16 protein-coding genes are annotated in these 17,006 nt (G+C 43.2%); 4 read left to right on the forward strand and 12 right to left on the reverse strand.

The features are described 5' to 3' along the window. Window positions 1–7: 7 nt before the first annotated feature. The 6 genes from ugpC to L0991_07195 all read right to left on the reverse strand — a co-directional run bounded on the left by ugpC (window position 8) and on the right by L0991_07195 (window position 8,015). Window positions 8–1,132 carry a sn-glycerol-3-phosphate ABC transporter ATP-binding protein UgpC gene (gene ugpC, locus L0991_07170; protein ID XGB61229.1) on the reverse strand — a complete coding sequence of 375 codons (1,125 nt, stop codon included), beginning with the start codon at window positions 1,130–1,132 and terminating at the stop codon, window positions 8–10. A 153-nt stretch (window positions 1,133–1,285) separates the two neighbouring features. After that, window positions 1,286–2,266: a hypothetical protein gene (locus tag L0991_07175; protein XGB61230.1), complete on the reverse strand. Its 981-nt coding sequence runs from the start codon at window positions 2,264–2,266 to the stop codon at window positions 1,286–1,288. 15 nt (window positions 2,267–2,281) lie between these two features. Further along, a complete protein-coding gene (locus tag L0991_07180; GenBank protein ID XGB61231.1) occupies window positions 2,282–3,571 on the reverse strand; it encodes a hypothetical protein in 1,290 nt (429 codons plus the stop codon). Window positions 3,572–4,023: 452 nt separating this feature from the next. Further along, window positions 4,024–5,235: an OFA family MFS transporter gene (locus L0991_07185; GenBank protein ID XGB61232.1), complete on the reverse strand. Its 1,212-nt coding sequence runs from the start codon at window positions 5,233–5,235 to the stop codon at window positions 4,024–4,026. A 22-nt stretch (window positions 5,236–5,257) separates the two neighbouring features. Further along, window positions 5,258–6,304, reverse strand: coding sequence for an alcohol dehydrogenase catalytic domain-containing protein (locus L0991_07190; protein ID XGB61233.1), 1,047 nt, complete (start codon window positions 6,302–6,304; stop codon window positions 5,258–5,260). Window positions 6,305–6,698: 394 nt separating this feature from the next. Next, entirely contained in the window at window positions 6,699–8,015 is a 1,317-nt protein-coding gene (locus L0991_07195) for a MipA/OmpV family protein (GenBank protein ID XGB61234.1), read from the reverse strand. A gap of 135 nt (window positions 8,016–8,150) precedes the next feature. Here L0991_07195 and L0991_07200 point away from each other — a divergent pair, with 135 nt between their 5' ends. The 3 genes from L0991_07200 (at window position 8,151) to L0991_07210 (ending at window position 11,132) form a co-directional block, all read left to right on the forward strand. Next, entirely contained in the window at window positions 8,151–8,561 is a 411-nt protein-coding gene (locus tag L0991_07200; protein ID XGB61235.1) for a hypothetical protein, read from the forward strand. Window positions 8,562–8,584: 23 nt separating this feature from the next. Beyond that, window positions 8,585–10,573: an alkaline phosphatase family protein gene (locus L0991_07205; protein ID XGB61236.1), complete on the forward strand. Its 1,989-nt coding sequence runs from the start codon at window positions 8,585–8,587 to the stop codon at window positions 10,571–10,573. A gap of 109 nt (window positions 10,574–10,682) precedes the next feature. After that, window positions 10,683–11,132, forward strand: coding sequence for a TerB family tellurite resistance protein (locus L0991_07210; protein ID XGB61237.1), 450 nt, complete (start codon window positions 10,683–10,685; stop codon window positions 11,130–11,132). A 115-nt stretch (window positions 11,133–11,247) separates the two neighbouring features. On the opposite strand, the gene L0991_07215 is transcribed toward L0991_07210, so the two are convergent. The 4 genes from L0991_07215 to L0991_07230 all read right to left on the reverse strand — a co-directional run bounded on the left by L0991_07215 (window position 11,248) and on the right by L0991_07230 (window position 13,677). Then, window positions 11,248–11,685 (reverse strand): hypothetical protein, encoded by a 438-nt coding sequence (locus L0991_07215; GenBank protein ID XGB61238.1) that lies wholly within the window; start codon window positions 11,683–11,685, stop codon window positions 11,248–11,250. Then, on the reverse strand, window positions 11,675–12,559 hold the full coding sequence (locus L0991_07220) for a winged helix-turn-helix domain-containing protein (GenBank protein XGB61239.1): 885 nt from the start codon (window positions 12,557–12,559) through the stop codon (window positions 11,675–11,677). Before L0991_07220 ends, L0991_07215 begins: the two co-directional genes overlap by 11 nt. Window positions 12,560–12,624: 65 nt before the next feature. Further along, on the reverse strand, window positions 12,625–13,305 hold the full coding sequence (locus L0991_07225; protein XGB61240.1) for a hypothetical protein: 681 nt from the start codon (window positions 13,303–13,305) through the stop codon (window positions 12,625–12,627). 15 nt (window positions 13,306–13,320) lie between these two features. Beyond that, on the reverse strand, window positions 13,321–13,677 hold the full coding sequence (locus L0991_07230) for an antibiotic biosynthesis monooxygenase (GenBank protein XGB61241.1): 357 nt from the start codon (window positions 13,675–13,677) through the stop codon (window positions 13,321–13,323). A 186-nt stretch (window positions 13,678–13,863) separates the two neighbouring features. Here L0991_07230 and L0991_07235 point away from each other — a divergent pair, with 186 nt between their 5' ends. Then, window positions 13,864–14,394: a cytochrome b/b6 domain-containing protein gene (locus tag L0991_07235; protein XGB61242.1), complete on the forward strand. Its 531-nt coding sequence runs from the start codon at window positions 13,864–13,866 to the stop codon at window positions 14,392–14,394. Between the two features lie 124 nt (window positions 14,395–14,518). Here the strand turns inward: L0991_07235 and L0991_07240 are convergent, their stop codons facing one another. Continuing rightward, complete coding sequence (locus L0991_07240) at window positions 14,519–15,049, reverse strand: exonuclease domain-containing protein (GenBank protein XGB61243.1); 531 nt, start codon at window positions 15,047–15,049, stop codon at window positions 14,519–14,521. 87 nt (window positions 15,050–15,136) lie between these two features. Next, the gene (locus tag L0991_07245; GenBank protein ID XGB61244.1) at window positions 15,137–16,675 is read right to left on the reverse strand and encodes a sensor domain-containing diguanylate cyclase; all 1,539 of its coding nucleotides are present in this window, start codon (window positions 16,673–16,675) and stop codon (window positions 15,137–15,139) included. Window positions 16,676–17,006 lie beyond the last annotated feature (331 nt).

A 17,006-nucleotide genomic window follows, 5' to 3' on the forward strand; every position in this document is an offset into this window, starting at 1 on the left:
TCCAAACTTATTTTGATTCTGTGTAGTGGATATTTTCTTGAGAAGCGTCATCAAAGACGTGGCATTTCTCGACTTGAAGTTGAATGTGGCAATGGGTGCCGACATCTGGTGTTTGCTCTGTATCGAGTAGCTTACAAACCACTGGTTTATCGAAGATAGTGACGTGTAAGTAGACTTCTGATCCTAGCTCTTCTTTCGCCTCAACTTTTGCCGGTAGCGTGTTTTGATTCGCTTGATTCGAGACCGACAAGTGCTCTGGACGAATACCAAGGTGAACGCGGTGCCCCACCCACTCTCTCGCTTTCTCTTGATGTGCTTGCGACAGTTCGATGGTGTGTTCATTGAGTTGAACGCACACATTTCCGCTTTGTTCTAACAAGGTGCCTTCAAGCATATTCATGGCTGGGGAGCCAATAAACTCAGCAACAAATTTGTTTTTAGGCTTGTGATACACATTCATCGGCGTATCGACTTGCATGATGCGACCTTGGTTAAGAATGCAGACGCGGTCCCCCATAGTCATCGCTTCAACCTGATCGTGGGTTACATAGATCATGGTTGCGGGTTTACCTGATTCTTGAAGCTGGCTGTGTAGACGAATGATTCGACGACGCATCGACACACGCAATTTGGCATCTAGGTTGGATAGCGGTTCATCGAACAAGAACACATCCGGGTTACGAACCATTGCGCGTCCTAAGGCAACACGTTGGCGCTGACCACCTGACATCTGCTTTGGCTTTCTATCAAGCAGGTCGGTGATTTCTAAAAGCTCGGCTGCTTTGGCGACACGTTCTTTGATTTCTGCTTTCGGTTTTTTTGCCGTTTCTAAACCAAATGCTAAGTTTTCGTAAGCGGTCATATGCGGGTACAGAGCGTAGTTCTGGAATACCATCGCGATACCACGGTCTTTTGGTGGTAGGTCATTACACTCTCGCTCACCAATCACAAGCTGCCCATCAGTAATGCTTTCCAAGCCTGCGACCATTCTCAGCATCGTGGATTTAGCGCAGCCTGATGGACCAACAAGCACCATGAATTCGCCATCTTTGATGTCTAAACTTACATCGTGAATAGCATGGAAGCCGTTGTCATAGACTTTGTTTACATTTTGTAGCGTTACTTTCGCCATGATTCTGCATTCCTATTTGTAAATGCGTTCACTATTTAGGTCACACCTTCCTTCGCGGTATATCCAAACAATAGTGCAGTGATTAAGTGTGGGATTATCAAATTTGCGCCTTTCGCGGCGAACCTGTAATCCCACGGTAACTAAAGTTGCTTGTTAGAACTTCCAAACAATCCCGACTTTGGAGAACCACACCAACTGGTCCCCAGTCCAAGGTGCCGTGTCTGCGTGGCGATCTTTTACTTGAATATCTGCCAAGAAGGAGAAATGTTCATTGATTGGAAGATCCGTGTATAGCGCGTAAACATCATAGTCATAATGGTCGCGATTACTTGGATCTGAACCCATATCTAACGTACCTCTTTCATAACGCAGCTCTAAGTAATTGCCGTTATCAAAGTTAAATTGTACTAGAGGCTTAACTGCAAACTCGACATAGTTGAAGTCGTTATGCTCCTCAACATAGATGACCTTTGCACCGATATTGATGCCGTTATCTAAGCGGTAAAGGTACAAAGGCTCAGACTCAATGAACGCTCCACGGCTGCCCGGACCTTGCCTTTCATCTTTGTAGCCAAGCTCTGCACTTAAGTGTAAGAAGTGACGGCCAAAACTTAGGTCAATACCCGGTTTTGCCATGTACTTGTCGTAGTGCCATTCGCCAATTGTTTTTTCATATGACAACATCAGGTTGTAAGCAACATTGTCATTTTGACGCCAGTAAAAACTTGGAATCAGCTCGGAATAATTACTCAATCCAGTACTTTCACCACCTCGGCTATGGTGTATTTCTTTAAATACGTAACCCATGCTGAAGTTATCAGTCACACGGGTAAAACCATCAGCGTAGATATAGTGAAGAAGCTCTTCATTGGGTTGGTTTTCGTTGTCAATATGCTCGTACTCGATACCCGTTAGTGCTCGAGTTCGCGGGGCAGCATTACTGCTCTGTGCTGGTTCGGTACTTAGAATAAGGTCCCGATACTCATGATCACTCCATAATCCAACTTCTGTTTCTATTTCAGCTTGTTCTTCTGTTACAAGCTCATCAGCGTTGGCTGTCAGAGGAATAGTTAGCGCTAACAACGGAACGAAGCTTGTTAGTTTTATTGCGTTCACTGCTTTTTCAAAGTTCACGGTTCATTCCTCTGTCTATTTATTATTTGGTTCAAAGGTTTCATACATATCAACGATGGCCGCGTAATAGTTTTTACTTTCTAGATATTTGCGAACATCTTTGTTGATTGAAGGGGAGAGGAATGCACCGACGAACATACCTTGATCAAGAGATAGGATTTTTGTCGAAGTTTCGCCTTTACTATTAATAGCGTCATACCAACCGTAAGGCGTTTCTATTTGTGGGTAATAATCCACGACTTTGTTCAATAGATTGACTGCTTCAAATGGCTTCACCATATACGAAAGAGCCAATGCATGAGGAGTTCCCGTATCACCACCAGCGATCTCGTTATTAAAACGAACTTTCGACTCTGACAATTGCGGGACACCGAATGCAGCATAACCATCGTCAACAGTTGCAGCTGAGGAGACAAAAGGGATTTGATGCTTGATTGCGTGGTACTTTTGAACCTCTGTCATATCTTCAATGATTGAGAAGTCAGGGATCAATGTACGTTCTTCCAACCAGATCATTGATAGCATGCCTTGGAAGTAAGCCCCGTCCCAAGTCAACATAGGGCTAAGTTTTTTACCCTTCAGATAATAGTCGTGCGTGTATAACTCCATATCGCTAAACGCTGTCGTTGGAACCGATTGCTCCGATTCTTGAGTAACGAGGTGAGCCCAAAGTGGAGCTAGACGACTTTCGTTGGCTTTACGGTCAATGTGGTAAGAAAGGGGTTCTTGTGTTTTAGCCGACCATCCCGAGTAAAGTAGCCCTCTATCCTCGTCATACAACGCTGACCAACCGTCTGTTTGGCTTTTAAGAATGGATTCAATCTTTGCAACGACTTGGTTTTCATCCGCTTGCTTTGAATCAAGGTAGGCACCCGCTACACCAGCAAGCGCAAAGGCAAGATTAGCGTTATCTACAGCAGGGACAATTCCGTCTTTATTCGGCTTTAACTGATCACCCTCGATGTCATAAGGCCAATAAAATAGCCCTTTCCAAGTCGGAGCACCGGCTAGTGCATCCAAGGTTTCATTAATACGCACTAACGCATCGGCATTACCATTTTTATGTGCCTCAACGAGTACGTTTAGGTAAAGACCAATCTCTGTCGTATTGACGTAATACGCGTGTTCAATCTGGCCATCTTTATCGACAAAAATCGTGTCGTATGGGACTTTGGCTTTTTGATCTACACCTACGCCATCAACAAAGAAGTCCAAGTTTCTCTGCAAATGTTCTTCAAACCCTACCGGGTAGAGTTGCGGGTTAACGGTAAGTTCGGTGATGGTGACATCAGCGAACGTTGACATGCTAGCCATTAGGGTACAGGTGGCTAAAAGGCTTTTTTTTATCATTTCTCGTATCAACCTTTGTGTATAAACGTTTCACAACGGATATTCCCATCTGACTAACATTGTCAGCAATGTGGTCATTTACCTTTTGTGATTATGGGTTTGTCAGATCGAAACATACTGCTTAAACCTTTAAGCATTTAAGCTAAAACATGTGAGAGGACTAGCATGTTCTAGCCAGTATCATAAAAAGAACGAGTAGCGTATTACTCGGATATGAAGAAGCGGCAACCAGGAAGAAAGGGAACGAACATGGTTGATACATTACGAGCAATTTGCTTCAGTAACAGTACTCTAACCAGGTGAATGGAGTATAAAAATGTTGGCTTAGATTGCCCAAGCCAACATTAGGTGGAAACACGTTATCGGTAGAGACTCTTAATCTGATATGAGCCTCACCGATCTCACGTTTAGTATTCCAGATTAACTTCGTCTTTTAATAGCACAGACTTATCAACGGGTTTCATTAAGTAATTCATTGCGGTGATTGAAACCAATAGCGCAGCGTAAGCCAAATAGGTATTTTCAGCCGTCCCCGCTACCGAGGCGAGTATTCCCCCGAAGAACCCCGACACACCCCAAGCTGAATAGAGTATTCCAAAGTTGGTCCCGTACGTCTTCAAACCATAATCGACCGCTGTTACTGGAGGGAAAACACCAAATAACGCACCATAAGACATAGCGCCTGCGGAGATACCGATCATGAGAGGAATGGTCGTTTCAATGGTTGTAAAAAAGACCATATTGACCGCTTGCAACATGAATATTAAGCCCAGTGTATGAACACGCCCTATCCTGTCGAATACAACGCCGCCAATGACTCGCCCTGCGGTATTAAAAATCGCTAATAAAATGATACCTAGCGCAATTTCTTCAGCGGTTAACCCTATCGATTTACTAACGTTGCCAATAGAGCCGATAAGCATGATACCTGCTGCTGATGACACCATGAACATTAACCAGATCTGGTAAAATTGAGGGGTTTTCAGCATATCTAGCCACTGAATATTCACGTCTGATCCATATTCCGCAGCCTTTCCTCCGGGAATTTCTGAAACATATCCTTTAGGTGGATTAACCAGCAGAGAAGCCATCGGGATCATAAAGAGCAGGCCGACACCAAGGATCTTGAAGGTATCTAAGATGCCATAGTGTTCGATGAGAACGGTCGATAACGGAGCCAAATACAGTGCCGCCATCGCAAACCCACCAGCGGTTAAACCACTAACCAACCCCTTTCTGTTCTCTGGCCACCACTTCATAGTGCACGGACCAATACAGGCATAAGCAAAGCCCATCCCCGCACCGACCATGCACCCGAAGGTAACCTGCAATTCCGCTAATGTTGAGGCATAGCCGGACGCTAAAAGCCCCGCCCCGACAAGAAACACACCAAGTATTGTGACCTTCCTTGGTCCTATTTTGTCTTGCCATACCCCAGCCAAAAACAGACTTACCGAAAATGCGAACACGGAAGTCTGATAAGGCCCATCTACGTCCTTAGGATCAACACCTAGCGCCTCAGCCAAAGGTTCACTGAAAACGCCCCATACATATAGGATACCGATCGATAGATTCACGATTAAACCTATCACTAGTATTTTAAATGGTTTACTAATCAAGCTAACCTCAACAATTCGCTGTTTATGAACAATCGTTAGAAATGATGACTTTCAACGACTTGTGGTCTGAAGCATGGATAAATGTTGAATAAGCTTCTTCTGACTCTGTTAAATTGAACTGGTGACTAATCAGTTTTTGAGGCTCCAAATAACCCGCTCTAATTTGCTTGATTAACATTGGCGTTGTATTGGTATGAACCATGCCAGCTGTCATAGTGAAGTTTCGTTTCCACATGTCCTCTAGGTTAATCGTTGCAGATTTACCGTGAACACCAAGTACTGCAATATTGCCTCCTGGGCAAACCAGCTTCTGAGACATATCCCAACCAGCAGGGATGCCAATAGCTTCAATCACCACATCCACACCCACATCATCGGTCATGTCGAGAATTTGCTGTACGGCACTACCATCTGAGTTATCGATAGCATGAGTTGCACCTAGCTCTTTCGCTACCTGAAGTCGATGAGGGTTGTTGTCGATTGCATAAATTTCGCTTGGAGTGAAGAACTTAGAGGTCATCAAAGCAGCAAGGCCAACAGGTCCACAACCAATAACGGCAACAGAGCAACCAGGCTGAACCTGCCCTTCTAATACACCCACTTCGTAACCTGTTGGGAAAATATCGCTTAATAGAACCAGAGAGTCTGTGTCGATGTCGTCAGGAACAAGGTGTAGGCTTGTATCACCATAAGGAACGCGAACGTATTCCGCTTGGCAGCCATCAATTTCATTACCCAGTAGCCAGCCACCATCTAAACACTGACCAAATTTAGACACTTGACACATTTTGCAGCTACCACATGAAGTAATGCATGACACTATCACGCGATCGCCTGGCTTAAACTTACTCACCAACTCACCGCACTCTTCGACTATACCAACCCCTTCATGACCCATGATTGTGCCTGGCTTAAATGTCGCAACGTTGTTTCTTAATATATGTAAATCCGTACCACAAATTGTGGTTTTCTCGATTCTTACTATGACATCGCTTTGCTTCTCAATTGTTGGGATTGGACGTTCTTCCAATTTCGCGCTGTCTTTTCCATCAAATACATATGCTTTCATTATTATTCCTAGCTGACGTTGTTGTTATATAAATTCGAGCTCATCATATAGACGCAATTAAATAATTAACGTGACCAGCACAGCGATTAACAATCGATTAACAGATAACAAACACAGTTAGAACACCATAAAAGTCCAGGATAGCAACATAATATAAGTCATTGTAAATAATATAAAAAAGTTAACAAATGATGGAAGAAAGTTAAATAATCAAATAGTAGTAAAATACGAAAAGCAGGCAGGAAATATTAGATAATCAGAATAAACTCATATATTAGGTTTCAATTGAAGTGACTTTCGAATAATTGACTAGCAGTGGCTGATAGTGTTTTCTTTGATGATAAAAAAATACCGCTCATTAAGAGCGGCATTTTTATATTGTAGAAATAATGGTTTAAAACTCGTATTGGAAGTAAACCGTGTTGTAGTTACTGCCACCTTTGATACGTCCAAACTGTGACGCATTTTCAAAGATCGCCGAGCGGTGATGAAGTGAGTAACCAAACCATAAATTGTTGAGATCACTCTTACCGATAAGGTCACCGACATTCACATCAAATGAGAAGTCCAAGTAGTTTAACAAGTGACTTGCCGTGTAGCCTTTACGGTCCATTTCAGAACCTTCGATGTAAGTAATCGAATCTATGTAAGACATACCCTCTGCAACGCCAAATCGCCACTGCGTTGGCCAGTTAAAGGTGTAGTACGCTTTAATCGCAATAATGTATTCCGTGCTACTGGATTGAACCTCTGAACTCCAATGGTGAGCGATACCTGGCGTTAAGTAGATATCCAACGGCAAACCAAAGATCTCATCAGTTAAAGGGTGGCCATAAAAGAATGATGTGAGCTGGTTATTGTACTCGTCTTTCTCGGTGTTGAATTTCATGATGTCGCCGATATTCGACGGCGTTGCCCAACCGTGCGCGACTCGTAAGTACGGTGCATTGCTTAACTTAGGCTTAGGCGCTTTTGTTTTGTCGTTGAAGAAACCAAAACCAAGGTAAAGCTCGCCTTGGTAACGATCTTCGATAATTGAAGAGTCGTAAGCGTTATCATCCAATCGAGTCACACTGGTTGAACCCAATAGGTAAAGGTTAGAGATAACATGGTAACGCGCTTCAACGCCAAGGTTTAAATCTACGCCAGCACCGATCGACTGACCCGCAGCTGAGTAGTACTCACTGTTAAAATCAGCGCTTTTATATCGCAGTGTTGCACTTGGGTAGAACTCCCAATCGCCTGTCTCGTACTTGGCTTTCGCACGTAAGTTACTGTGAAGGTTGAATTCACTATCACTCATGATTTCTGTTTCAACCGCCCACTGATCATCCAGTTGGTACGTCAGTTGTCCGCCAAAGTCAGCGGTATCGCCCTCAATAGCATTCTGCTCAGAAGCCGGAATATCAATAAAGCGCATTCGAGAAATGGCATTAAAAGACCACTTTTCATCTTTGGTTTGATACAGGTAAGCGCCCATTTCCGTGCCATTAATGAACACGTAGTCGTTTTTAAAGAACAACATCGGTACAAACGAGCTTACCGTCTTATCACCACCAGACGTGTCATACGGAATACTGGCAGTACGGAACATTGCTGCAATGCCCCACTCTTGCTCTTCAGCAGCCCACGCCACGCTATTCGCTAAGAAAGCGTTACTCAGTAAAATTGCCCCATACGAAATGAGCTTCGGTGAAAATTTGCGCTTCATTCTTGTTTAATTACTCTTTGTAATAAGTTTTGTGGTACTGGTTAGACATTTATTGACTATTCTAGCCAACAATTTTTAGGTTTGATCGAGATTGACCGTTACAATGAAGAATATTCTCGGTTAAATGAAAGTATTGTGAAAGTCTCAGAATTACAAAACATTATAGACCACTTACCCAATGATTCCGACCCAGATATCGTTATGGGTGAGGAGTGGTTGCCAGAGCGACTGATCAAAACAAAATTAGACGGTGAGATGCTCTTTCTTGAGTTCGACAACGCCCCTGAAGAAAACCAAGGTGACAGCGAAGGTCGTGGCTTTGTAGAGCACGAGATCGCAATGATTCGAGAAAAACTCGAGCAAGTGTTGGATGAGCCTTCTGATACTAAAACGAAAGCCGACGCCCTATTAGCAATATTTCTGATGGGACATGAACTTTCTAGTTCAGAAGTTATCGAAATCCTGGAATCAACAGAGCCAGACATTGAACCCAATGAAGATGAAATGTCCGCTCCAGAATGCAACGCCGAAGCGCTTAACGACTAACCACCAAAGATTTAGGAATCGACTTGAAACGCCCGATGACATCCTCTCTCCCCTTCTTACTCGCTGGCCCTATTTTAAGGAAGACGACCGAAACTGAGGTTGTGCTTTGGGTTGTCACTAGTACACCACTCAATGGAAATGCAGAGCTATACAACCAAGGCCAAGAAGCCCCTTTCTATACGTCACCACTTAGCGAACACGAATCGATTCAGGTCGGTACACATGCTTGGGTAAGCTTGATTCAATTAAAAGGTGAGTTTCCAACCAACACGCCTTTGGAATATCAGATAGAGACTGATCAAGGCGCGTTAACCGAGTTGGCTCCGCATCTGGTGTACCAAAATCCACAAAACACCACTGGTGCGCCAAGAATAGCCTTTAAGATCTCAACCAGCGCCGACTACATCTTGCATGGTTCATGTCGTAACCCTCATCATCCAAGCAAAGACAGCCTAGTCGCGGCAGATAATAAAATCGAACAGCAAAGCGTGCTTGAGCGACCAGACATGCTGATGATGAGTGGAGACCAGATCTACGCTGATCACGTCGCAGGTCCAACACTCGATGCAATTCATCAAGTGATTCAACTGCTTGGATTAGTAAGTGAAGATCTACCGACCGATTCATTAGACGGAAAAATCGATAGCAGTGAAGCTCTGTTCAATAGTGCATATCACCTCTATCAACGCGATCACTTGCTGCCACACCACAATACATCACATTCATTGCTCGATAAGTTATTCCCTAAGCGCGGAATACCAATCTTCAGCTCTACCGACTGTGAAAACCACTTGGTGACCTTGTCTGAATTTATTGCCATGTATCTGCTGGTTTGGTCACCGACCTTGTGGCAATGCATTAACCGCGAACGGTTGATCGAGAATAACTTCATGCAGGCAGGCCGCCAGCTCACGCCAGCCGAGCAGCAACAATGGCGTGATGAAAGTGTCATCATCGATGATTTCATCGCTGGTCTGCCGCAAGTACAGCGTCTATTTGCACATATTCCAACGTACATGATCTTCGATGATCACGATGTCACTGACGACTGGAACCTCACCGTTGGTTGGGAGCATGCGGTAGATCAAAACCAGTTTGCGACACAAGTCATTGGTAACGGTCTTGCGGCTTATTGGATGTGCCAAGGTTGGGGTAACGCACCAGAGAACTTCAACCGCGATTTCATGGAGCAAACAAAACAACTGTTCTCAGAGTTGGTGAATACCAATCAGAGTGAGCAAGCCATTGAGGCGCCTATTGGACAACTCGAACCTACAAGACACAAACAGTATCTTGAAATGCTCGATCGCTTTGAAGAGTGGCACTACACCATCAACACCTCGCCGAAGGTGATTGTGTTAGATACTCGCACCCGCCGCTGGCGCTCTGAATCACGTATGAATAAGCCTTCGGGTTTGATGGACTGGGAAGCACTCACCGAGTTTCAACATCAGTTAATTAACCAAGAGAAAGTAGTAATCGTGTCTGCCGCGCCAATGTTTGGGGTTAAATTCATCGAAACACTACAGAAGATGATGACCACACTAGGAAAACCACTAGTGATTGACGCCGAGAACTGGATGGCGCACCCAGGCAGTGCAAACACGCTGATCAGTATCTTTACCCATACCAAAACACCCACTAACTTTGTGGTGCTTTCTGGTGATGTGCACTACTCCTTTGCTTACGATATTAAGCTTAGGTATCGCCGAAACAGTCCAAACATCTACCAAATTACTTGTAGCGGTATTAAAAACCAGTTCCCTGCACCACTACTAAAATTCTGCGACGTATGCGACCGCTTGTTGTATAGCCCACGTTCGGTACTTAACTATTTCACTAAGCGTAAGCGTTTAAAAATAGAAAAGCGTAGCCCAGACAACCAAACGTTCTATCGCCTTTCAAACCGCAGCGCGATTGGTGAGCTACGGCTAGATAGCGATGGTAAGCCAGAATCGATTACCACTCTAAGCGGGGATGGCAAAGTGACGCGCTTTCCAGAGCCGAGCTAATTGCTCCTTATTGCTGGCTTATACGTAATGTCAGTTTTAAGTAAAGGGGCTTGCGATCACACTCTGTAGGCCCAATAGTTATAATATTCACCATTACTGGAACGCTCATATGTTTAATTCACTTACATCGTTATTTAAACAGTTGGTTGAAGGCTCTGATTTGGGCAAAACGCCTACCGCCTCACCAAACTTAGCTATCGCCAGTTTGTTATGCGAAGTCGCAGGCGCAGACCATGAGATCAACGAATCAGAGCAAGAAGCGAAGTTGAACTTACTGCAACGTCTGTTGGGCATTACAGAAGAAGAGTCGAAAGCCTTGTTACAACAAGCTGAGCCGCAAGTCGAACAATCTGTTTCTTTGTATGATTTCACTTCACAACTGCGCGAACTGTCACAGCCAGTGCGAATCGACCTGATTAAAGCGATGTGGGAAGTGGCGCATGCCGACGGAGAGATTGATCCACTTGAAGATTCAGTGATCAGAAAAACCGCTGAGCTGCTCTACGTTGACCACAAAGACTTCATCAAAAGCAAACTTGACGTGCTTGGCGAAGACTAAGCTAATCATGCAAATGAGCAGCGTTAGACAATAAACCTAACGCTGCTTAAGATTGTTAGCCACGCCCCATTTCAAAAAACTTCCTAATTAAGCGCTTAACTTGCCGCATCACCAATTAGCGCATTGCCTTCCCATAGAGAATGCCGTTGAGCTCTAGAATTGTACCGTCTTTCGTAATGTACGCGCCTCGCTGATCGGATATCAAAACGCTGCGCTTGTTGTCATGGTGCTTGATAAACAGATTTTTAACGTTGAAGGTTTGATTTCCGTGGGCTTGGTGCTGTTCTAGCTGATAGAAGTAATAGTGATTACCCCAACGTAGGAACACACCAAACAACTGCTTGGTTTGCACGACTCGTCCATTTCGGTCGTAGCCAACATAGCGCATTTTTGAGCGTCCATTCTTCAGTTCAAGGGTCAAGACCTCCCAACCATAATTCTCGTACTGACTTTCAAACTGATACGAACCTTTGGTCGCTACCCCTGAGACTAAACCAAACGCTAAGATCACAAATACGGTTACAACAATCGGCAGCCAAAAGTTAGGCTTCATCTGCAGTTCCTTCTACCTTTTCATCCTCTTTCTGGCCTTGTGAACAGCGCCCAGACTTGAAATCTGCACTAATGTCGTGCCAACCACTTTCGTCTAGCACCACCACTTGCATACCACCACACTCGATACCCATGTGGTGAAGATAGATCGCCTCTACGCCCGGCTTCACAAGTGAAGTTAAGTCTTCCACCAGCTCTTGTTCCAACTCGACACTATCGTGGTATACATCGACACCCTTGATGGAAGCTCTTTCCATAAATAACCCAAGATAAGACAGGATAATGACGATAAAGAGGCTTACCGCGAGCCCACAAATAAGCGGGATAAACTTAGAAGATGCTTGCTTGCCTTGTGCCTGAGTATTCTCTGATAGCCCTTGAGTGTCAGCTACTTCATTTAAATCAGAAGCTGATTTTGACTCCAGCACGGTGGATTCTGAGCAAGTAGAACTATCCTGTTCACTCAAACTGACAGATTGCGGTATGCCTTTGTCTTGTACGGCAAGGTTTTCAGACACAATATTGCGCTCGAAAGCGGTATCGCTATCTGTTTCGACACTGCTCTCAGGAGCAACAAAACAGTAGCCTTCCTTTTGTACCGTAATCACTTTGCAGTCGGACCCTACTTCTTTGAGAGCACTGCGAACATTTTTGATTGCGACATTCAGAGAGCTATTGGTAACAATGCGCCCCGGCCAACAATGCGTTAAAAGGAATTCACGACCTAAAGTTTGTGAGCAATTGTCCATTAAATACTTTAAAAGCAGACACTCTGATGGCGACAATGTCACAACTTTATTCAATGACGGGTTAATCAATGTACGGTCATCAAGTTCAATAACCAAATCATACTCTTGTAATTTATTATTATTCATAAGGTGAGTTAACACTGTTAATAATCTCACCTTAGAATAACACGAGGGTTTACATTAATTCAAAATCACAGGGATAATTTAAAGCCCAACTCACTGACATTAACGCTAGCGAAGCCTAATTTAACGGCGTTAAGTTCACTTGCAATATCAAGAGCATGTTGCTCATCCTTTGCTAATACCGCAATAGAATATATTGGTCGAATCATGGCTATCTGATTTGGCTTTGACTCGGCAATAGACTGATTTTTTATATAAGCCGAAGTAATCACACCTTGAGTGCTCCAATCGACCACTTTTTGCAAATCAACGCTAATAATTTTATCTACCAGCATTTGATCTTCTGGCTCTTTCCAAGTCAACTCAATCGCATAGTTTTTAAAAGCAACTTGAGTATCTAGCCATTTACTTCCGATGTCTCTTACTTCTGTTATTTCAGCTAGCTCTTTAAATTGAAAAGGAAGGTTTCCAATAACGCGTCTTACTTCCTCTTCGCTATCGGCTTCCATTACAAATTTAATTATTGGAAACTGCTTTTCGCCAATAAAGCTTTCAGAAACAAACATATCGTGAATTAAGCCAGCATCTATTAAGTTAGCAAATGCTTTCTTCTGTTGAGGCATCACATCAAATACCGCTTGAGCATCTTGTGTTTTCCAAGCAACCGATACGCCATAGGCAGCTGAATAGCTATTAACCGAGAACAAAAAGCTAAAAATAACTAAAAACAGTCGTGGTACATATTTCATTCAGAACACTCTCTATTAATTTCGGATGACTTCGTATAGGTTAGGATCAGCAGTAACGCCCTCAAGATTAAGAGCAGGTAGCTCCTCCCTCATTACAGAGATGGCATCTATGAAGTGCTTTTGGCTTTCCCAGTTCGCGACGTTTACGTAAAGGTAAGTGGCGTCTGTGCTTAACGCTCGATGTAACGTAGTAGAGATATAACCGGGTTGTTGGACCAACACGTCCCTAGCACTTTCCCAATAGGCTAAGGTTTCTTCATACTTACTGGCATCGACTGAAAATGTGTTGATAAGCACAACGGGCTGTGCAAACGCTAGTGAACTTATACTTAATAAGCTCAATACGATGGAACTTTTAATAAACCGCTTCATAGGACCTCCGTTGGTTAGATGTTGCACACGCTAACAGAGATAAAAGAGTCATCAAGAGCTAGGCTAACGATTTAATATTAATTAAATAGCTATCCGATTATTAATATTAAACATTCGGCAAACACATCCATAACAAAGCCATGAGAAATATAATAGATTTTTCACATGCTAATAATGGAACTCGTGATGTTCAAAAAACTATCAAATAATAGAGTAAAGAATAACCTCACTAATAAAGTCGACTTTCTTCACTGGGGGATGTTTAGTGGGGTAATGTTAACGTTAACTCTCGGTTTTATATCAAGCCGACTTCTGCCTTTCTCAGACAAGTATCCAACGATTTTAATTCATCAGATACTCGGCTCAATTGTCCTTATTCTCATCAATATATTGATTGCAAGAGTGTTAGTTAATCCCGAACCAGAGAAACGTAAGTTCACCTTCCCTAAACTGGTTCAATTGGTTCAGGCAGTTACATTGACCTTTATCGCTATATCAGGTTTAAGCATGGCGCTGATTGATACGCCAATATTCAGTGTATACTCATGGGCATTTAGCGATAGTGCAACCTCTAGAGAAGTATTTTCTCTACTGTTTTTAATTCACGCTACTGCGATTAAAGTTTTTATGTTGTTAGTGACATTACATATATTAGGGGCATTGAAACATCACTTTTTTGATAAAGGTGATAAGCTCAAGTTAATGCTGGGGAGATAAATATCTCAATACACGAACGATGATGATTTATTTAGTCGCTATGCTAGCCAGAAGATGTAAAAAAGCCACCTTATCTAGGTGGCTTTTTTATAGTTCGGAGCAAATATTCAATATTCACTTATTGCTAAAGCATCGTCAGAGCGAGCTTCGCCAGGTTGTAAGCATCAACGTAACCAGAATGCTGGCGACCTTCCCATTCGATATTTTTTGCTTCTTGAGCCGCTCGGTGACCGATGCGTTTGTCTTTCAAGCGGTTCTGCACGCGATACAGCGTCGCAATATTGATGAACTCGCTAAATGGTGGCTCGATACCTTTCTCTTGACACTCTTTGTGTAAAATCAGGTCATCGCGTCCCCACGCAGCATAGATCTTGTTTGGACCACCGAAGTTCTTGATCATCGATTTGATGACTGATTCTAGCGGACGCCCCTGCTTTTCGATTTTACGCGGAGTAATGCCGGTTAGCTCGGCACAGAACTGAGAGACTTCGTCTTTTTCTGGCTTAACGTAGTATTGTGCTCGTTTCACGATGGTTCCAGACGCCAGATCAATCTCAGCAAGACCCACTTCAATGATCTCGCCTGTTGTTCCTACACCATTTTCGCTCCAACAGCACATTTCCAAATCGAAACACACCACTCGATTGTGATTCATACGTCGCCTAATTCTCTCGTCAAAAATTTTGTGAAATTGTACATGAGCCCAATACAGAACTCGACCCTAGTTGTATCAAGTGCTCATTTAGCCTGCAATTGTGACTCGATTTCGACCATTTAACTTACTTTGATAGAGCATGCTATCTGTTTTTTGTAGCAGCTCTTCAGTGTCTTCATTGGTATGGATGGCCGCACCAATACTCAAAGTACAGCTCAACTGTTGCCCTTTATGCTCACAATGAGAATGACTGACGGTGTTTAGAATGCATTGTAAGTAGCGCTCTAGTGCTTCAGGCTCCGAGATACTCGAAATGATACAGAACTCGTCTCCGCCCAAACGGAAAAGATTATCTCCTTCTTTCAAGTTTACCGAAATCAACTTAATGACATGAACAAGCAAAGCATCACCAGCAGGGTGACCAAACTTGTCATTGATGCTTTTAAATTTATCGACATCAAACCCAATTAAGCTAAATGACTCACTTCGCTTAACCGCCCTATCAAACATCTTATTGAAAGCTCGTCGGTTATAGATTTCAGTTAAGCTATCGTGGTTCGCTAGGAATCGAAGTTCTTCTGTTCTTTTGTCTAACATGCGATACAAGCGCTCTTTCTCTCTGATCTGCATGTTAACGATATAAGCTAGCAACAATGAGATGGTTGTCCCGACGAGCGCAATGCCAGTTAGTACAAGGTAGCCATAAAATGAGATGCAAGAGTCTATCTTGTAATCGATTTTCCAATCTCGGTTGGTCAATTCGATAGTCTTAGTTATATGGTGACCTGTTACGCCCTCATAGCCTTGAGTTTCAAATAAGATTGGGGAATCTTCGGCTTCGAAACCGGTATCCGTCACACGAATGTAAACATCCATATCACCGACAGCCGATGCCAACAGGTTTTCAAAGTAATAAGTGGTACGCACTACACCAATCACCACACCAAGTAAGTTATCACTTTCCCCTTCAAAAACAGGGTGATACACCAACATACCTGTCTTGGGAGTATCTGGAGTTAAACCGTCTTGAATAAGGCGTACTTTGTCCGAGATATTCGCTTGGCGCGTCTGTTTGATATTTTCAACAATACGCTTAAATCGCTCGCGTGAAGAGTAGAACCCAATCACTCTGTCATTCGCTTCAGTATTCGGATAAATATCAGTAGCAATAAAAGCAGGCTCGCCATCTAACTGGTAACCATAGGTTTTGGCTTCATGTTTAGGGATGGTGAACAGTCGGTAAGATGGGTACTTTGCTTTCATTTCCGCAGTGTGTTCGGCAATCTCATCTGCCTGAACTTTCTGCATCCACTGTAAGCCAATTAAACTTTTTGAGCCGTTAATGGTTTGCTGTGCAAATCGGTCAAATTTGTCCCAGTTTTCAGGATCATTAGAATAGAAAAAGTTAGCGCCCGAACCTATGTAAGCCACATCATTATCGATAAACGCTTCCAAGCTCAGTGTTTGATGCTTAGCAAAACTGTCCAAATTCATGTTCAAAGCACGGTTTTGATTGAGCATGACCAAAATAAAACACAACACTGTAATCAAAAAACTGACCGAAAATACAACCAGTGGCAGCGTTCGTCTCTTCAACCCTGTTAGTGGGTCGGTAGTGTGAGGCATAGAGGTTCCAAATAGGCTTTGATGAGGACAAAGTATATAACGGAAGGGAATGATGCTCCATTTAAGTTTTCGTCCTAAAAATGACATAAAAGACGCACTCTTTACTTTGCCTTCACATCACAGGTTAACAATCGACCGAATCTCGACTAAATTTCAAGCTAACACACTCAAAAACTACTGGTTTGAAAACATAAATTACCACTCTTAAGCCTTGAATATGCTAGTATCCCCCCATATTTATAGCTTGAAAGTGACCGTTTGGCCTTGTGCCCATGAGTTTCTTTCTAACCTGTATATTCCCTATAACCGACGAATATACCGTTAAATCAAT

The organism is Vibrio chagasii (assembly GCA_041879415.1).
In the GTDB taxonomy this organism is placed as follows: Bacteria; Pseudomonadota; Gammaproteobacteria; order Enterobacterales; family Vibrionaceae; genus Vibrio.